The following is a 20644-nucleotide window of genomic DNA, read 5'->3' on the forward strand; positions in this document are numbered from 1 at the left end:
CACTATGATGCCAAGCATTACTCGCTACGGTACTTGTTATACCAAAAAGGTGAAATTTCAGTGCGATAACGCTTAAGTTCATAAGAACCATCGCTATAAAAAAAGACAGAAATTTGGCCATCTGTCGCGGTATTAACCATTTTCACACCTGCTCGATTATAGTGTTCTAGTACCTCAGGTTTTGGGAAATTCCATTGATTAAACCGCCCCGCGCTTACCACCGCAATTTGTGGCGCAATAAAGTTAATAAATGCCAAACTAGAGGAGGTTTTGCTGCCATGATGTGGCACCACCAAAATGTCGCTTTGCCAGCGCTGAGCCGATTGAAGCTGTAAATAATTTTCTATTTTTCGGCTAATGTCCCCAGGAAACAGAACTGCATGCGCGTTGTCGGCGACCTTGGTAACACAAGAACGATCGTTCTCATTGCGTGCCAACCTTGGCGGTGCCATCACAAAAGATAATGTTAAGCCTTGCCATAACAGTGGTTTATTTTGCAATTTCGCGCAATGAGTGACTCCCTGTTGGCGCGGTTTATTGGGCCAGTTACTAATAATTTTAGCCGCAGGGAAATGACTAATTAATTCTCGCCAGCCGCCCGCATGGTCGTTATCTTGATGACTTAAAATGACATAGTCTAGTTGATTAATAGCCTGGTGTTGCAAAAAAGGTAAAATCACCAAGTTACTGATGCTGCTAGTTCGAGATTTTCCGGTGTCTAACACTATTGCTCGACCATTTCGAATAACCACTGCCGCATTGCCTTGGCCGACATCAAGAAAATGAACCGACCACGCAGGTTGCTGTGTCGGCCATAATGTCACCGCGCCACTGGTCAGCAATAACGAAGCCAACGCCGCACCAATTCGCCAACGCGGGGTATTGATTAACGTTAAGTTAAGCAACACTGCTAACAATACAATAAAAAACAACCAATATTGTATTTTACTGCTGGCAACCCAAGCATCAGGCCAATTCGCTAACCAACCAAGATATTTAAACACCAGCTCAAGTAAGTTATCGGCAATTTCAAACAAAAATCCCGCTAGGGCAAATTCAGGTAATAGTATCAATACCAGCAAACCCAAGATAATCACGGGCAACACTAGTAAACTAATTGCTGGTACTGCCACCAAATTGGCCAGCGGCGCAACCCAAGAAAACCCAGCGAAAAATACCAATTGCAAACCACACATCGCACCAAATAACCATAACTGCATTTGTGCTAACGCCACTACTTTATGACCAAAACGATGAAAACGACTCTTTGTTGTTGGTATTGGTTTTATCACAATAAACACCAATATCATCAAAAAGAATACCGCGCCAAACGACAACCAAAAACCCAGAGCTAACACAGATAACGGATCAAACACTAAAATTGTGGCCAAGCTGTAAATGAATAACTGCACCAACGACATTCGTTGTCCTAATAAACCAACAACCGATAATACCGATAACATCACTAGCGCCCGCACCGTCGGCAGGCTAAAACCCGCCAGGTAGCTGTAACAAAACGCCACTAACAGTGCACTTATCGTCATCACCACCAACCGCTGATGATATGTCAGCGCCCTACTCCAGCTTAATGCCAAGCGCATCAGACTAAAGCTGAGGCCAAATACTATCGCTAAATGTAAACCTGAAATTGCAAATAAATGGCTAGTTCCTGTTGCTGTCAGTAATTGCCAATCAGGGCGGCTAAAGCCAGATTTATCAGCTAACGCTAAGGCACGGATCAAATGACCATGGCTTAAATCCGTCACTTGACGTGTAAGCTCAACGACTAAGCTGGCACGAATTTGTGACTTTGGGTTAATAATTACGCCATTACTGACGCGGGCAGTTGCAACAATACCTTGAGATAGCAGCCATTTTTGATAATTAAAACCGCCTTGATTGGCCAAACCGTGAACAGGGCGAATATCGATAGTTAATTTTAATTGCTGACCTTGCATTAATTGATGCGAGCCAGGCCAATAAACCAGTAATAATGCAGCACTTTTACGTGTAATATGGGGGGTATTAATCTCTGAAAGCTTAAAAAAGAATCGGTTGTTAAATTTTCGTTGCTCAGGTAGTGAAATGATGGTGCCAATTATGCTAGAGTTTTGCAGTTTTAAATATTGTATGTCATTAAATTGCATATTAATTAGCGCAGCACAATAACTAATGCCAATCAACACACTAGAGAGCAGTGGTTGAGATTTGGCCAATAAAAGTCCAGCTGCGCCTAGTATTAAGAGCGTCGCGAGACTGGGCACATGTGGCCACACCAGACTCGATGCAATGCCTAATATGATGCCAATTAATCTGCGTTCCATAAGCTCTCAACGTTATTTAGAAGAAGTATATGCCAAGAAAAACATTAAAACGTTTTATGCCCGACCCTCAAAAAATAAAAGAGCATAAACATCTGCGTCATCTCGGTGAGAACCTCCATGATGCCAATCTGTGGCACCTGACTCGCCGCAGTGCCGCAGGCGCATTCGCGGTTGGCCTATTTTGTGCTTGGATGCCAGTGCCGATGCAAATGCTATTGGCCGCCTTTGCCGCGGTATTTTTTCGGGTTAATTTACCGCTATCAGTAATTTTAGTCTGGATTAGCAATCCCTTCACAATGCCGCCGATGTTTTATGGTGCCTATCTAATTGGTGCCTCTGTTTTACAGGTTGAACAACAGGAATTTTCGTTCGAAATTTCTTTGTCTTGGTTAATGGAAAGTCTGACGACGATAGGCCCCGCCTTTATTGTCGGTTGCTTTATTTGCGCTATTTTTTCTAGCTTGCTAGGTTATGCCTCAATCCGAGCACTGTGGCGTTATTCCGTAACATCAAAATGGCACGCCAGTCGTCTGCGTCATAAAAAATAACCGTAACTAGTCAGTGGCTAGCTTATAAAGCATTGATATTATAGCTCGAAGAAAAAATTATTAAGATGCTGAGAGTATAGAAACAGGGGGATTTAGTTCAGCTTACTGCAAATCCCTCAGTGTCACGAGAGCTAAGTCTAAACCGATGATAAAGCCAAATTGCAATAACCCGAGTATCAAATATAGAAAAGAAAAGCACTATAAAACAGAGTGTTCTAAAACCTGTATCGAGCACCGATTGACAACATCCGTAAGCTTTCTTTCTCCAGTTTAAAATGTTGCCATTGGATGGTAATAGTCAGCTTATCTGTCATTTTAAAGCCACCGCCCACGCCATAAAACATATCAGTACCACTGCTATCGTCAGAGCCGAGTTTTTCACCGCTATCTATTGCAATCGCATCAAAATCACCATCCCAGCGAAATAATCCGAGCCGTCCCGACAGCGAAATTTTGTCGTTAATATGGTAACGATAAACCCCGGCCAGCGTGACACCATCGGCCGAGTTTGGATGAACATTTTTAACCTGGTTGATAAACAAATCAACATCGGTCACCATGGTATTTAGCGTTAGACTGACATCGCCCATATCGATATAACCGGCTTCAACTGCAAGGTTTTCTGTTACCTCATAACCGATATTTAATGTCCAGCCAGTTCGATTGTCATCAATACTGAGCTCTGTCGCCGTGATTCCGCTATTTTCCAGATCACGACGTATATTACCCGCAGATCGGCTACCGGATACAGCGCCCATCACGCCGGTCAGATACCAGTTCGAGCCGTCGCCGCCCTGAGCCTGTGCCGTTGATGACACGGCAATTAACGCCAATAGAGTGCAAACGTGTTTTGTATTGATCATTGACGAATTCCCTTTAACATATTAGTGACCCCGCGATAAATAAACAGACTAAAAGCAATCAGTAACAACCAGGTTAGTGCCCCTCCACCTGAGTTTTTGAGCTTCACCATTGAAGTGGCTACGGTTACGGTAACCAGCCCAGAGGCCTCGGCGCCAAGCGCATCCCGAATGCTATAACTGATGGTGTCAGTGCCGGTAAAGCCAATATCTGATACATAGCTCAGGCTATTATCGACATTAATGCTGACTAAGCCATTTTCGGCGCTGGCATTTACGACCTCAATATTGTCACCTTCCGGATCGCTGTCATTTACCAGCACTTCTATTATCAGATTCTTACCCGAGACAGTGTTGGCAATATCATTAACGACAACCGGCACCTGATTGGGTACCACAGTCATTATCAATGTCGCTGAGTTCGAGCCCCCTTGGCCATCTGAAATGCCATACACTATGGTGTCGACACCAAAGAATCCGGACGTTGGTTCATAATATAATTGGTTATCGACAATGCTGACGCTGCCAAAGACAGCATTAGCCGAGTTTATCACCAACGCATTACCATCAACGTCAGTGTCATTGGCCAATACATCTAAGGTTAATGGCGTATTTAAGCTGGTTTGAGCAACGTCGTCCTTAGCAACGGGTTGATTATTGCTGCTAGCAGCAACCGCCACGCCGCCCGGATCGACGATGGTATTATTGGCCAGACCATCGGCATCATTGTCGCCACCATCTTTTATAGTCAGCTGAACGCACCAGTAACCTTCCACTAATCCTTGTTCCCAGCCATCATCACCAGGTGGTGGACAATACCCCGGCTCACCAGCAATCGACCATAGTTGATCTGTACTCGTTTCGACAAAGTTCTCCCACAGACCATCGCTATTGGTCTTGCGATATATTGGGTTAGCCGGAATTGGCTGTAACTGAGGTAATACAATCTTATACGTTTGCCCAGCTTCCGGCAGTTCATAGGCGATGAAGTCAAAGACCCCGCCGGTAATACTGGCATCAGGATCGGCAGTTACACCGTCAATAATCAGGGTGCCGCCGGAGGTCCCTGTCAACGCCAAATCTCCTAATCGCAGACAGACACCAGGTTCACCTTCCACCAGAAAATCCTTCGATGAATCTAATGATCCCGGAATAACATTACACTCAGAAATCGCATCGAGATAGTCAGGAATACCATCACTATCACTATCACTTAAGCCTTCGACATTATCGGGAATACCATCGGCATCGGAGTCATTTTGCGTCAGAATTGTCGGGCTTTGCTCAAGCAAAATAGTGACCTGTTCAAAACCAGTGAATGTCGGCTCGTCGAGATCCGTTACCAGCAACTCGAGATGATACACCCCTATCGCTAACCCTGCGGGGTCAAAACTAAAGCTGGCATCAATATTATCCGAATCTATTAATAACTGCTCCGCATTGGACCACTGATAGCTATATTGATTCGCCGAATCGGGATGGATAACCAGCGCTTCAACTACCACAGTACCATCTTCAAGATTGACCGAAAAACGTTCGCTTTCCGCCTGGCTAACCGTTAGTTCGACTGCTGGTGCGATGTTCTGTTCGCTGATAGTCAGGGTATGAACCGAGTTGCTGCCAAGATTAATCAGCTCGCTGAGTTCAATAACCACGGTTTCTTGATTGTCAGACACGCCATCACTTAGCACATTAAAACGAATGGATCCCTCAGTCCCCGACTCGATTACGACTTCACCGTCGAGCAGATCATGATCAACTCCCGGCTCTGCACTGCCGCTTACCGTATAAGGTATCGATAACGGGTAAACCGGGGCCAGACCGTTCAGGTGAATATCGACAGTCACCGCATATCCTTCAAGCGCTGTTTGATCTTTATCTAGCGATACCAGCGGGTTAACCTTAACCAGCTGGCTGGCTATTGAGGTTAAACCTTCACTATCAGTTGCCTGCCAGTATGCAGTGGTTGCCCCTGGCTGGAAGAAAGTCGTGCCATCGACCAATGACACAGGCAGTGCAATGCCTGCGCGGTCTACCGCAGTGGCCACGCCTAAGTCAACCCGGGTTGCCAGTGCGTTTGCATTTACCTCGATATCTTCCGGCACACTAATCACAGGAAAGAAATTGTCGGGAACTTCGATATCGACATGGACCAGCGCAGAATCGACACCGCCGTTATTGTCACTAATCCGATATTCGATCACCGCAGAGCCGGTAAAGCCATCAACCGGGGTATATGTTAGCAGCGTATCTGTCCAAGTAACCGAACCAGATCCGACACTGGCCGCGAGAATGATTAAGTTGTCACCATCGACATCAATATCATTGGCCAAGACATTAATATCGACCGCTAGCCAATTATTGCGGCTAACCGCGTCGTTTACTGCCAGCGGCGCATCGTTTTGATTAGCCACGGTTAAGGTAAATAATTGGCTGACCCGATCGCTGATACCGTCTGTGACGCTGACCGTCAGGGAGACATCACCAACATCATCATTGCTCGGGATGCCGGTGAAGGTCAGTGTATCGCTGTCAAAACTCAGCCATGTTGGTAAACCTTCGACGGTCACAGTCAGATTATCACCACTGTCGACATCGCTAAATAAAGCGCTGTCGAGGGTATAGCTAAATTCACCATCCTCTGCGGCGGTGTTATCGCCGATATCAGCGATGATCGGGCTATCGTTGGTATTGGTCACTGTAATTGTGAAACTTTGCAGCTCACTCACATTGTTGCTATCGGTCACCATCAACTCAATATTGTGCTCGCCGACGTCGTTATTGAGCGGCGTACCAGCAAGGCTGGCGCTGTTATTTCCGTTGTCTGTTAAGTTCAGCCAGTCCGGCAAGCCGGTAACCGAGAAGCTTAAGCTGTCACTGATCTGTCCGCCATCTTGGTCAATATCTGAGGCACTGATGCTGTAACTATATAGCGTGTCCTCAGTGGCGCTGGTCACCGATATACTATCAAAAACAGGCGCATCATTAACATTGCTGACACTTATGCTCACGCTGGCTGAATTCGAGCGGCCCGCCTCATTATCATCAATGCTATAGCTAAAGCCATCACCGCCGACATAGTTGGCGTTTGGCGTATAGGTCACTGTGCCATCAAGATTATCAACCACAGTACCAAAACCTAGCTGACATGGTGAACTGGTGCACGCAATGCCATTGTGTGTAATCTTCAGGCTGGACTGGTCGAGGCTGCCATCGATGTCCTGATCATTGCTCAGCAGATCGATAATAACGCTGCTGTCTTCATCCAGGCTGGCGGCATCATTATTGGCCAGCGGCAAATCATTAACTGGAGTGATGGTTAAATTGATGGTAGCGATGTTCGAAACCAAGTTAGCACTGTCTTTAACGGTGTAGGTGAAGCTGTCGCTGCCGTTGAAGTTCTCGGCCGGGATATAGCTTATTTCACCGCTGACACTATTGACACTAACCAGCCCCGAAGTCGGTTGGCCCACAATCACCACAGTAGTCGGGTCGATCATATGACCGCTGTCCAGAGCCGTATCAACATCGCTGTCATTGCCTAGGGCATTAATCAGGTTGGTCGTGTCTTCAAACAACACCACGGTATTGTCGACGGCGACCGGTGCATCATTAATGCTGTTAATGATCAGAGAAACCGTCGCAGCATTGGAGGTCGCATTGTCAATATCCATCACGCTGTAGCTGAAACTGTCACTACCATGAAAATTTGGCTCCGGTGTATAGGTAATCGCCCCGGTGACCGCGTTAATCGTGATCGCGCCATGCAGTGGTGCGCTTACCTCAACAATACTGGTGCTGTCGAGTCCTTCTTCTATGTCACTGTCGTTACCCAGAACGTCGATAACCACCGCGCTGTCTTCATCTGTTTGCGCCGTATCATCAACAGCCACTGGCGTATCATTGGTTCCGGTAACACTAATGGTGGCGGTCGCGATATTACTGACGCCGCTCAGGGTATCAGTTACCGTATAGGTAAAACTGTCGCTGCCGTTAAAGTTAGCATTAGGGTTATAGATAACCTGCCCTTCGCTTAAACTCGAATCATCAAGAACCATGGTACTGGTCACCACAATTAATTCGCCAAAATCTGGTGGCGTAATTATGCTAACACTGGCTGGATCAATAGTATTAACCGCCAAATTGCCACTGGCATCGATATCGCTGTCATTATCCAAAATACTGAATCTAACATCGGTATCTTCGGTCGTGATCACTAAATCATTAACCGCTGTCGGTAAATCATTAATACCATTAACGATAATAGTCACGGACGCAAGCGCTGATACTGCGCCCGACTGATCGGCCACTGTATAGGTAAAGGAATCACTGCCGTTATAGTGGGTATTCGGGGTGTAGGTAATAACGCCGTTAGCAGTATTAATACTGGTCTGACCGTTCAGCGGCGCAATTACCACAGTGGTGCTCGATGGTTGTAACAAACCTTCGCTGTCGCTGTCATTTGCCAGCACATCTATCAGCACACTGGCGTCTTCATCGACAGTGGCGACATCATCACCTGAAACAGGCCCCGTATTAAACGTAGTAAAACTGAGTTCCGTTTCAACTAATCCCGCATAAGCATTGCCGGCCATGTCGGTGACCGCCGTATTGTCGATTCTTACACCGTATTGTTCCTGTGGTAACAGGGTAATGCTAAAGTTAGCGATAATATCCCCATTGACCAGAGTGACATCAGAGCCATCAACGGCCAGCGCCTGAACAATACTACTATCACTTAACCGGATCAGACTGATGTTGCCCGTTCCTGCCTCAACATTCTTGTCGAAGGTTAAGCCAATCACCGGATTACTAATCGCGACATTAACGGCGTTATGGCCAGGGGTGCTGCCCGTTAAAGCAGGTGGCGTAAGGTCATCGTTATCGGTAATGGTCACTGTTTGTTGCTGGACAGCGTTTTCAGTTGCGCTACCACCGCTGACTGAGTCAACCTCAATCAATATGCTCAAGTCGCCATCTGCGGTGGCATCATCCACCGCAGTAATACCTGTTGCCGCTGTATTATTAAGACCTAACGCGCTGATAATGATTGAACTGCTGGGCGTAGCGTAATCACTGCCATCGGTGGCCGCTGAGCCTCTATAGGTTAAGTTTACACTAACATCAGCATAAGTGGGGTTGCTTAATGCGGCGGTAATGCTCGATGTGCCACCATTTTCTGCAATGCTGGCGTTACTTGTTGTCAGCGTGACCCTCGGCGCAGATTCAGCATCGGTGATATTAATTGTTTGCGGATTGGGTGTGCCTACATTACCTAGTGACAGGCTATCGATATTAACAATGATGCTTTCTGCTGAAGCGGCATCATAGTGAGTATCAGCAACGCCTGTCACCGTGGTATTGCCGGAGTTGCTGAGCGCTGAAATAATAAAACTGTCAGATTTACTGAAATCGGTGTCTGGCGTTGCGGTACCGGTATAGGCTAAATTGACCGTAATAGTGGATGGCCACTGATTATTAAGGCTACCACTAATAGTTCCGGTAAGAGTTGCACTGCCACCATCTTCGGCAATAGTGCCGCTGCTGCTGGTTAAATTGATATCCGGCAGATTGGCATAAATCGCATCGCTAACTTGGTTAATCGTCGTGCTAAATGCGCTGCTGGTATTGCCACTGCTGTCCGTAAGGGTGAAGCTAACGGCGACATTACTGGCTGGGGCGACATCAGTGCCACCATCAAAAATGGTATAGGTTGCCGAGTAATTACCTCCAGTAAGGTCAGTAAAACTAGTAACACCGACACCATTGACCGAACCTGACACTAGGGTAAGGCCGGCTTCACCGGCCGCAATAGAAACAGTAACGGCATCGCCCACTTTGTGGGCTGAGTTGGGAATAGTTACATTGGTGATCGTTGGAGCCAATGCATCCACTATCACACCCGTAGTGCTGGTAAAGCTAATGTTAGTGAGATCAGCGCCCGAGCCATCACCATCGGTATCAATAATGGTGCCGCCATTAGGGTCTATCGAACTCGTCATAGCAATACCATCGGCATCGGTCAGGCCAGCTTCAACGACATAGCGGAAAGTGAGTGTTGTCGTCGAATCACCCGAAAAATAGGTGGCATATTTAGTTTCGCCACCAATAGTAATGAGTATTCTTGGGACGCCAGTAACGGTTACCGCTTCATCAAAGGTGACGGTGAAATCTAGATTAGCGCCACTACCAAAAGTACTATAGGTGGGAACCGTATTTGAGCTTATATCTGCAATGTCAGTGATGTTTATCGTCACGTTGCTGATTGAAGAATCAATTGTGCCATCGTTGGCTTTTATGGTCAGGTTGCCGGAGACCGTATCGTTTGCAGCTGTGATGTATTTGATGTTACTTGCTGTATCCAAGTAAATATTTATGTCAGCCGCAGTGCCTGTCAGCGTCATGGCTGTTGAACCCGAATTGGCAATTGTGACACTACCAACTGTGTCATCGCCATCAGCAGAGGCGATGGTGCCTGCACCTACTGTTAGGGTGACCGTTAGCGCGTCATCATCGGCGTCGCTAAAAGTAATTTCCGAAAGATCAACATTGCTCGGTACATCTTCGATTACCGTGATACTCGTCGGGGCACCTATTATGGTTGGTGTGGTATTGGCTGTTGTGAAATCAACCTTGGTGGCGGTGGCCTGAACATTCGCTGACATTGCATTATCTTGAGCAACCACATAAATATCATATGGAGTATTACCTGCTAAACCAGCAAAATCTTGACTGCCGGTGGTAGTGGAAGTTGTGAAACTACCCGAGGTTATTGCGCCTGTGCCGGTACTGTCGTTACCTGCTATTACTTGTGCTGAAGTAGGAGCATCTGCATCATTGGCAACCACTACGTAATACACGGTGCCGTCTTCGTTTAAATCAACTGACAGTGTCGCACCTGTGGCAGTGATACTACTGATAGACGGAGTGGCGTCGAAGCTTGGGGCAACACTGTCAATTAAAATACCCGTCGTGCTGGCAAAGCTAATGTTAGTGAGATCAGCGCCCGAGCCATCGCCATCGGTATCAATAATGGTGCCGCCATTAGGGTCTATCGAACTCGTCATAGCAATACCATCGGCATCGGTCAGGCCAGCTTCAACGACATAGCGGAAAGTGAGTGTTGTCGTCGAATCACCCGAAAAATAGGTGGCATATTTAGTTTCGCCACCAATAGTAATGAGTATTCTTGGGACGCCAGTAACGGTTACCGCTTCATCAAAGGTGACGGTGAAATCTANATTAGCGCCANTACCAAAAGTACTATNGGTGGGAACCGTATTTGAGCTTATATCTGCAATGTCAGTGATGTTTATCGTCACGTTTCTGGTTGGAGAATCAATTGTGCCATCGTTGGCTTTTATGCCCAGGTTGCCGGGGTCAGTATCGTTTGCAGCCGTGGTGTATTTGATGTTAGTGACGGTATCTAAATACGTATTGATGTCAGCCGCAGTGCCTGCCAGCGTCATCGTTGCTGTGCCGGAATTGGTAATTGTGACACTACCAACTGTGTCATCGCCATCAGCAGAGGCGATGGTGCCTGCACCTACTGTTAAGGTGACCGTTAGCGCGTCATCATCGGCGTCGCTAAAAGTAATTGCCGAAAGATCAACATTGCTCGGTACATCTTCGATTACCGTGATACTCGTTGGCGCACCTATTATGGTTGGTGTGGTATTGGCTGTTGTGAAATCAACCTTGGTGGCGGTGGCCTGAAGATTCGTTGACGTTACATTATCTTCAGCAGCTACATAAATATCATATGGAGTATTACCTGCCAAACCAGCAAAAGCTTGACTGCCTGAGGTCGTGGAAGTCGTGAAACTACCAGAGGTTATTGCGCCTGTGCCGGTACTGTTGTTACCTGCCTTTACTTGTGCTGAAGTAGGAGCATCTGCGCCATCAGCAACCACGACGTAATCCACGGTGCCGTCTTCGTTTAAATCAACTGACAGTGTTGCACCTGTGGCTGTGATGCTGCCGATAGACGCAGTGACGTCGAAGCTTGGAGCAACACTGTCAATTAAAATACCCGTAGTGCTGGCAAAATTAATGTTAGTGAGATCAGCGCCGGAGCCACCACCATCGGTATCAATAATTGTGCCGCCATTTAGATCGATGGTATTAGTGACCGTAATACCATTAGCATCTGAAAGACCTGATTCAACGGTATAACGGAAAGTCAGGGTTGTGCCCGGACTGCCCGATAGGTATGTTGCAAATTTGGTTGTACCACCAATATCAAGGGATATGCGCGGGGTGCCTGTGACGGTTACCGATTCATCAAAGGTGACGGTAAAATCTAAATTAGCGCCTTCACTAAAGGTACCATCGGCAGGAACGCTATTTGACGTTATGTCGGCAATGTTAGTGATATTTACAATGATGTTACTAATGGTTGAATCAGCGGTTCCGTCATTCGCTTTAACCGTAATATTGCGAGTGGTGGTATCGTTTGCAGCCGTGGTGTATTGGATGTTAGTGACGGTATCTAAATACGTATTGATGTTTGCCGCAGTGCCTGTCAGCGTCATCGTTGCTGTACCGGAATTGGTAATGGTGACACCATCAATCGTGGTATTGCCACCTGCGGCAGCTATTGTGCCCGCATCAGCTGTCAAGGTGACCGTCAGATCATCGCCATTGGCGTCGCTAAAGGCCATCGCTGAAAGATTAACGTTGCTTGGTTCATCTTCGGTTACGGTAACACTGGCGGGAGCACCAGATATGGTCGGTGCAGTGTTACCTGCTATAACAGCCGTTTCATTTATCGTACTTGTCACCGCCGAACCGGAGGCATTGGCATTAACGGGAATCACTTCAAAGCTGATATATTTACCAACCTGAGTCGCCGTTAAGGTGAACGTTTGATTTGTTGCACCGACAATGGCCAGTTTGTTGGTGCCGCTGGCATTATCGGACGCATACCACTGGAAGGTAGTATCGGATTGCGTATCACTGTCAGTATCAAAATAGGTGTAAGCGCCGGCTAACTGCTCTCCGGCCTGTAACGCTCCTGAAAAACTGACAGCGCTGGCGGTTGGAGCAGTATCGGCAGAAGCTGCAACATGATTAGATAACGTAAAACCAGAAATACCGTGGTTACCTGAAGCTCCCTCTGCATTAGGACAGATCGTAACAGTAAACTTGTTCAATGCCTTACCGGTCAGATTCGTTATTGTCGCCGCGCCGTTATTACCCACCGTTTTGGTAAAAATATTTGATCCTGCCGAATTATCAGCGGCATAAAACCCTTCAATAACAATCTCGCAGGCATCGCCGCCAGTAAAGGTGGTAAGCGAGATGGAGTCTAACTGAAAGCTAGATAAGGCATTGGTATCACCAATGGTAAAAGTAAATACCTCCTTAGATTTAGTCGTAGTCGGATCGTTGCTATACAAGCTATTCGAGCTGAAGGCATTTACTTTGCCGCTCTCGGCGCTCAGGCTTAAATCACCGTAAGTGACTGGCGTTGTACAACTACTACTATTATTATCGCAAAAATTATTACCGTTGTAGCTAGTGGTAAAGTCTAGAATATCATCAAAATCTTTTAGCGCTAGCTCACTAAACGGGTGTCGGGTTTCAATATTTCCTTGCTGAATTTCCAGCTCCCAATCACCGTTCAATTGAGCTGTTCCGGTCAAATTATTGGACGCGGCAACATCGGTATGAGTCTCGCTGGAAATAAGTTGCAGCAAGCTTTTACCGGCATCTCCTTTAGCCAGGTTACAGCCGTATAATAATACGTCGGCGCCATCTTTCAGGGCATTATCCAAGGCTGATAACGCATCGACTTGCTGTGTTAACTGTTGCTCTGTGACTTGGCTGTTACCCAAGTAAAGCACCCCATCATCGGCGTGGGATACCAGGTGCAAGGCATCGAGATTTTGGTATTGCGATAAAATATTTGTTAATTGATCAAGACCGTTGCTGTCAGACTGAATCTCTCTAATCTCGACCCCTGGTTTAAGTTTTTGGTAAAACAGATGTTTATCGGGCACGGCTGCATCAATAATGATTAATTCCCGAATAATATTACCCGCAACGAGTTCTAGCTCGCTATGCATTTCGCTCGCTGATTTTTTTGCTACTTGTGGTATCAGGGTAGCGCGGCTTAAAAGCCGGGCTGGCGGAAAATCGTAATCACTGAGTGTTGCTACCGGCGCTGTCGGCAATGACGGCGAGCCAGATAAACCATTACGCGACGTGGGTACCATCATAGGCGCTGCGATAATTGGCTTCAAAGAGGAGTAATAGCCCATGGCAGGGGCAACGGGTGTAAACAGACCTAACGGCAACATTGCAGCGGTAATACTGTTTAGAAAACTCTTGTTCATTATCATTTCTTACTCCTTGACTTACACGGTGCTTTGGTTCGACCAAAACAACCGTTTCCTTGTTACTACTTAGCTGCGTTGATACGCTGGCTTATGTTTTTGCAGCAATCACACTGGCAGCGGTACCACTGCTGTCTTGCCAAAATACCATTTCACTGTATTTTTGAAATAAATCTGGCGGTAAAATACTACGCCGAGGCTTAAAGGCAACTTTGCGTTTAACGCTATGTAAGCCTTTAATACCTAGTGTTTGATCAAACTCATTTTCTTCATAGAGTACATTGTCAAAATCATGGCCATCGTATAAAGGCGCATCAATAAATTGATAAAGTAACTGAAGGGTACGCTGAGGGTGTTGCGCCAGTAAGTCATAATCAATTAACAATAACCTGTCCGAAAAATCACCATAATAGGCTTCTTTTAATGCGGTCCAGGCACTGCCGACTATACCAGCCCCGTTGATCAGAGAGTCACAGCGTGAATAAACGGTCTGCCGAGTTTGTGGATTAAACATCCGGCTGTATTCAAAAGGATTTTTACGATAAATCCGTTCAAAACTGTCCATTACCCAAGCCGGATTTCGGACACAGCAAATCATTTTAAAATCAGGATATAACTCTGCTAACTGATGTAAGCGTGCGGTCCAAATTCGATTGGTATCAAAGATAGTGGCGTAGTCATCTTTATCCTGATAATAGGCATTAAATAAAGCGTGACAGATATTTTTACGCTTATCTTGATCAAAAAAAGTAAAAAACTCACCACTGGCACCAATTTGCTCTAAGCAACCATTGACTAAAGAGGCGACCGGGCTCGACATCGCGGCATAAAAGTCGGGATTTTGGCGTAAAATCCCCGCCAACAAGGTTGAACCTGAACGGGGCAACCCGGAGATAAAGTGGAACTGTTGCATCAAACTATCCTTTGGACGTCAATATATTCTGAATACGATGTTAACGACTGTTGAACTAGCGCTGTTGCAATAGTCGTTTTATTTCTTCAACATCTTGTTTTAATGCCTGAATATCCAGCTCTTTTTGTTTAAGTTCGCTATGTAACGCCTGAATTGACGCTAACGCCACCCCCAACGCATCGACTATCGCAATTTTGTCGGTGACATCACCATTTAAGCCAAAAGTCGCATGGAAATCTTCGGCCATCGGCCCGATGTGCAAAATAGCATCGTCTTCTTTATAAGACCAAACTGAAATGGGCAGTGAGCTGACTTTGTCAAGAATATCAGCGCCGTCTACCGGGGAGAAAATGTTTTTCAGGTATTTACTGGATACGATATTAGCAACACAATTAATATTAACACTAGCCTCGCATAAGTCATTTTGAATCAACAGACCAGTATGAGTTAAGGTTAATACCTCGGTACCATCATATGAGAAAGCTAAATTATCAAAGCCAGTTTCAACCACATTTCTTCCTGATCCTATGGTTTGTTTCACTGTTCCTATTTTCCATTTCGCTAAAGTAATGCTTGCGATGTCACTTGCAGTACATGTTGTGACGTCATCAACAGTTGTACAATCATTGCCAGGGACGACTAGTCCTCCTGCCTCAGCTACCTTTAATAATGATGTTAGGCCGTCAGTGCTTTTTATTTCAAACCGGCCTTCAGGTGTATTTGTGCCAACACCAACATTGCCAGTTGCATCTACATTAAAATAGGATCGGGTATTGTCAACATCTCTCACATCAAAACGCCCAGTAGGACTCACTGTACCAATACCAACGTTACCATCAAATGCAACTGCAAACCTAGATACACCTCCGGTAGTCTGCACATCTAACCAAGCCTGAGGGATCTGTCCATTATCAATATTTATACCAACAGCACTATTTGTACCTATCAAAAAAGCATGATTGTTGGCATCAGCACTATGAGCGACATCAAATTGTCCATCTGGCGTCGATGTCTGAAAACCGATATCACCATTAGCTGCAATATGGATGCTGGAATTTGGTGCATTTGGTGACAATCTAAATGGCAATTTACTGCCATTGGTAACATCGCGGATAAAAAAGTTAGTTTCATTGCCCGCGACATCCCAAGCTTGTGCGGCAAAACCTGAGCTGCCATCTTGCTCCAGTCTTAACGTCGGGGTATTGCCAGATTTTACATTTAAATCAACAAGCGGGGTTGTTGTACCAAAACCGACATGACCAGTAGAGCTCACATAAAGACTGTTATTAGGAGCGTCAGCAAGTATGGTAAAAGGAACTTTACCAGCGTCTACATCCTTAATAGCAAAATAATTTGCACCACCGTTAACAGAATCATTGATGGTAATTTCCCAGTCTCTGGTTGGAAAAGAGCTTGACGAGCTGGTGTCCTGAAACCTTATTCGCAGATTATTTTCTTTTAACCTTAGGGTATCAAAACCAAAATCTTCCCCGTTGACACAATCCAAACCAACGCAGATGCTGCCGTCAACAATAAGGTCATCTTGTATTTGTTGATCGGCTTTGGCCTGGCCACTCACCGTTAACATGCCACCGAGCGCTAAAATACCACAAAGTACAGTACTCGCCGATAATAGCTTTTTATTCATCATCCATAACTCCAGTGCCTTTAGGTTCGGTAACTTTTGTGCCTGCTCCAAGCGTTTCAGAAGTATTACACTTTATTAAATTAAACGCACTAATTTTATCTTGTTGATTTTAAAAAACATGTAGTGTAGATTATGTTAGGTCGCTGAAAAAACACACAATGGAGTAGTTAATGTATTGCAAGGAAAGCAGTCTTAAAAAAGTAATTTTTTTTAAGACAATAATTCACCTTTCTATTATTTCCTTTTTATTTCCGACGATGCCTGCAATGGCCGCTACGGTAACAGGTGGCGCTAATGGTATTACTATTTCAGCGTTACCAGCTAATCATCATTCCGTGACGTTAAATGCTGCAGACGGACTAATTCTGAGTGATAAAAATGGTAACTTCAGCCATGAAACCGGATTTGTCGATGGCCAATATCATTATCAAGTGTTAGCTCTCGCAAAAGCCAAACATGATAAATACAAAGCAACGCTTAACAATGGCAGAGACAAGTTAGCAAAAGCGCCAAAACAAGGGCTTAAGGCTATTGAGTCGGGTGCTTTTCGTCTTAGTAAAGGTCAGGTTATCGCGCCTAAGGCAAAAGAAAAATAATCATAAAGGGATTTAGATATGCTCATCGCGTTTTTTACCGCATTTTTCAGATCTAGATCCTTAATAACGCCGGTGACAAATCAGGTGTCATTGGTTAATCGCTTTATTTCTCACTTTTTTTCCCTCTTATTATTCATTTCTTTGCCTAGTTTGGCCGCTGTCACCAGCATTAGTGGCCCGGCTAATGGCACTTATAATAGTAATGATTCTTTGAAGTTTGTGGTTTCTTTTTCTGAGAGCATTAACTACACCCCTGCTGAAGATAGCACTTCTTATTTAATTTTGGCGCTCGATTCTGGTCTCGCGTATGCCGAATATCAAAGCATTAGTGCTAATAAAGTGACATTTTCATATACCCCGACCGCTAAAGATTTTGATTTTGATGGCAACATTGGTTTTAATGGCTTTTATCAATTTGAAGTGAGCAGCTTTGGAGTAACCAACGGTGACGAAAAATTAAATGTCGACAAGGTTGCTAATCTCTCAGCAGTATTTATTGAACATAGCAATATAGCCGATTTCCCCGATAATGACCTTTATTTACCCGGTGATATGCTCACTTTTAGCCTGCGCTGGAGAGGAATTTCAACGGTGGCAATAACTGGGGGGACGCCCCAGCTTACAATCAATATTAATAATACTCTTCATGTTATCAACGCTGTTGCGGCCGGTCAGGGCCGTATTGACTTTAACTACCCTATCAACAACTTCGATATTGATACTGACGGCATTAAGATCGAAAGTTTTCAACTTAATAATGCCACCATATTCGGCACCTTAGATGGAACGCAAGATAACAGTGTTGGCAGTCATGTATTAACCGTAGCAAACACTAATTTTGTTAATAATAGCCTGACGTCTAAGGTTACCTTGCTTAGTAATAATTCATCAGCGGTTTTAGTCGGTGAAGCAATTATTCCCAAAGTCACTTCTGTTGACGTGCCTGTGGCTGGGGATTATGTGACCGGTAATAGCATTAGCTTTACGGTGCATTTTGATCAGGCGGTTCAGACCTCAGATCCTGCCAGTACCAAGTTACGGATTAAACTTGATAATGAAAGAGAAATACTAGCAAATTATGCATCAGCTAGCGGCGCACAAACCAGCTGGAAATTTGACTATAGTTTGACCTTAGACGATATAGATCGTAATGGTATTGAACTTGTTGCACTTGAGTCCGATGGTGGTTTTGTTAGTGATACGGGTGCTTATCTGTTTAGTGACTGGCATGATTTACCCTTAAACAATATTGGCGACACCAGTAAAATCACCTTTAATCTTATCAGTTTATTACAGATAGTCAGTGTTGATATGCCAAATTCAGGCGGTTATTTTACTGGCGATGTACTTAACTTTACGGTTAACTTTGCTAATAATATCACGGTAACAGGACAACCTTTACTTCACTTAACTATTGGCAATAAACAGATTATTGCGCAATATGTCAGCGGCAGTGGCACATCAGCTTTAGTGTTTAGTTATCAAATCACCGAACAACTGGTCAATAGTGATGATATTAGCCTAGGAAAATTCGATCTTAACGGTGCAACCTTGTTGTCTGAAAGTGAGTCTGAGGGTAATTCAGACGGCTCCTATATCAATAATCCCCCGCTCACCATAGAAGATACCGCCAGCCTTGATGAAGATGGCACTATTGTTATTGCGGTTCTGGACAATGATGTCGATGCTGAGGGTTTCTTAATTGCCTCTAGTATTGTGGTACTTAATCAACCAACTAATGGTCAAACCAGCGTTGATACCATCAATGGCGTTATTACTTATACCCCCTTTGCCAATTTTAATGGCACCGATACCTTTACCTATCAGGTTGCTGATTTTCAGGGTGCAACCTCGCTTAGTACACTTGTCACTATTTCTATCAATGCTGTCAACGATTTGCCAACTCTCAATGATGATCTGGCGTTATCTCAAGAAGATAGCCCTGTATTGGTCGATGTATTAAAAAATGATAGTGATATTGATGTCGATGATCAGTTAGATGCTGGTTCTTTAGTTATTCTTAATGAACCTACTAACGGTCAGGCACAAGTCGTTGACGGCAAAATTAATTACAGCCCACGGACCAACTTTAATGGCAGTGATAGCTTTAGCTATCAGGTTGCAGACAGTTTTGGTGCTTTAGGCGAGGCCGCAACTGTTACGTTGAATATTAGCAATAGCAACGATGCGCCAATCACTAATGAACTTGAATCACAGGAACCACCTCAACTGAGTCTACCTGAGGCAATATCGTTCGATGCAACCGCGCTTTATACCCGAGTTAATTTAGGCATTGCCAGCGCCACTGACTATTTGGGCAACTCTTTACCCGTGTTACTTGATGGCACACCTTTTTATAAACCCGGCAATAATGTTGCCGTTTGGACAACCAAAGATGCTGCGGGGCGCACAGCCCGTGCAGAGCAGCAGGTAAATATTCGTCCGCTGATATCGCTCGATAAAGATCAGACGGTGGTTGAAGGTGAGCGGGTCACCATTAAAGTCTTGCTTAATGGTCACTCGCCAGTTTATCCGCTCACTATTCCTTATACGGTTAGTGGCAGTGCTACGACAGGTTTAGATCATGATTTGTCTGATGGCGATATTATTGTTGAGTCAGGCACTGAAGCAGAGATAAGCTTTAATATACTGCGCGATAGTCAGACCGATGTAGAAAATAACGCAGAGAACGAGCAGCCCAATAAAGATATTATTATAACTTTGGATCCCAGTTTAAATCGAGGTCAAAAAGTTAGTCAGCAGATTTTGATCTCACAAGAAAACATTGCTCCTAGGGTTGCGCTGAGCGCAATACAAAACAGTATTCAGACACTCACCGTAACGCAAGTTGATGGCTTAGTAACGGTGAATTTGTCGTTTACAGATCCCGATTCTAGCTCAGACAATGAACATGTTATCGACTGGAGCGACAGTGACCTCTCCCTAACTAACCAATCGTCAGATGAGCTAATTTATATCTTCGATCCTGCCAGTTTAAGCAAGGGTCTGTACCGTGTTAGCGTTACGGTAACCGATGTTCAAGGGCTAAGTAACACTGATTTTGTCTCGGTCAAAATAATTGATACATTACCTACCCTAACAACAATGGACAGTGACGGCGATGGCATTGCCGATAACGAAGAGGGTTACTTTGATCAAGACGGTGACGGCATTCCCGATTATCAAGATACAATTACCGCATGCAATATACTGCCTCAAACTGCATTGTCTCAAAGTATGTTGTCTCAAACAGGTGATAATCAACAGCAGTTCCTAGTTGAAGGAGAGCTTGGGAGCTGTTTGCAACTAGGCAATATCGCGTCACTTAGCGACAATGCGAGTGCTCAACTCGATCCCAATGATATATTAACCGATGGCAGCACAGACAATATAGGCGGTGTTTTCGACTTTATCG

Annotated in this window: 8 protein-coding genes; 3 read left to right on the forward strand and 5 right to left on the reverse strand. The window is 45.0% G+C overall.

What is annotated here, in order from left to right:
* Positions 1–17: 17 nt before the first annotated feature.
* Positions 18–2324 (reverse strand): DNA internalization-related competence protein ComEC/Rec2, encoded by a 2307-nt coding sequence (locus HRU23_18380; protein ID NRA56111.1) that lies wholly within the window; start codon positions 2322–2324, stop codon positions 18–20.
* A gap of 29 nt (positions 2325–2353) precedes the next feature.
* Between HRU23_18380 and HRU23_18385 the strand changes: the two genes are divergently transcribed.
* Positions 2354–2872: a DUF2062 domain-containing protein gene (locus HRU23_18385; GenBank protein ID NRA56112.1), complete on the forward strand. Its 519-nt coding sequence runs from the start codon at positions 2354–2356 to the stop codon at positions 2870–2872.
* 215 nt (positions 2873–3087) lie between these two features.
* On the opposite strand, the gene HRU23_18390 is transcribed toward HRU23_18385, so the two are convergent.
* The 4 genes from HRU23_18390 to HRU23_18405 all read right to left on the reverse strand — a co-directional run bounded on the left by HRU23_18390 (position 3088) and on the right by HRU23_18405 (position 16636).
* Entirely contained in the window at positions 3088–3735 is a 648-nt protein-coding gene (locus HRU23_18390; protein ID NRA56113.1) for a porin family protein, read from the reverse strand.
* Entirely contained in the window at positions 3732–14078 is a 10347-nt protein-coding gene (locus HRU23_18395; protein NRA56114.1) for a tandem-95 repeat protein, read from the reverse strand. The genes HRU23_18390 and HRU23_18395 overlap by 4 nt, the downstream gene beginning before the upstream one ends.
* Before the next feature lie 85 nt (positions 14079–14163).
* Entirely contained in the window at positions 14164–14985 is an 822-nt protein-coding gene (locus HRU23_18400) for a sulfotransferase (protein NRA56115.1), read from the reverse strand.
* Between the two features lie 55 nt (positions 14986–15040).
* Positions 15041–16636: a tail fiber domain-containing protein gene (locus HRU23_18405; protein NRA56116.1), complete on the reverse strand. Its 1596-nt coding sequence runs from the start codon at positions 16634–16636 to the stop codon at positions 15041–15043.
* Positions 16637–16803: 167 nt separating this feature from the next.
* Here HRU23_18405 and HRU23_18410 point away from each other — a divergent pair, with 167 nt between their 5' ends.
* Both HRU23_18410 and HRU23_18415 read left to right on the forward strand, forming a co-directional pair.
* The gene (locus HRU23_18410; GenBank protein NRA56117.1) at positions 16804–17229 is read left to right on the forward strand and encodes a hypothetical protein; all 426 of its coding nucleotides are present in this window, start codon (positions 16804–16806) and stop codon (positions 17227–17229) included.
* Positions 17230–17247: 18 nt separating this feature from the next.
* Positions 17248–20644 (forward strand): tandem-95 repeat protein (locus tag HRU23_18415; GenBank protein NRA56118.1); only part of this gene is annotated, 3397 nt, incomplete at its 3' end.

This window comes from Gammaproteobacteria bacterium (genome assembly GCA_013214945.1).
Lineage (GTDB): Bacteria > Pseudomonadota > Gammaproteobacteria > Enterobacterales > Psychrobiaceae > Psychrobium.

Bases quoted from the DNA above. Each gene is read 5' to 3' on its own strand.
- HRU23_18390 (NRA56113.1), bottom strand. From the start codon at position 3,735: ATGATCAATACAAAACACGTTTGCACTCTATTGGCGTTAATTGCCGTG.
- HRU23_18380 (NRA56111.1), bottom strand. From the start codon at position 2,324: ATGGAACGCAGATTAATTGGCATCATATTAGGCATTGCATCGAGTCTG.
- HRU23_18400 (NRA56115.1), bottom strand. From the start codon at position 14,985: ATGCAACAGTTCCACTTTATCTCCGGGTTGCCCCGTTCAGGTTCAACC.
- HRU23_18410 (NRA56117.1), top strand. From the start codon at position 16,804: ATGTATTGCAAGGAAAGCAGTCTTAAAAAAGTAATTTTTTTTAAGACA.
- HRU23_18405 (NRA56116.1), bottom strand. From the start codon at position 16,636: ATGATGAATAAAAAGCTATTATCGGCGAGTACTGTACTTTGTGGTATT.
- HRU23_18385 (NRA56112.1), top strand. From the start codon at position 2,354: ATGCCAAGAAAAACATTAAAACGTTTTATGCCCGACCCTCAAAAAATA.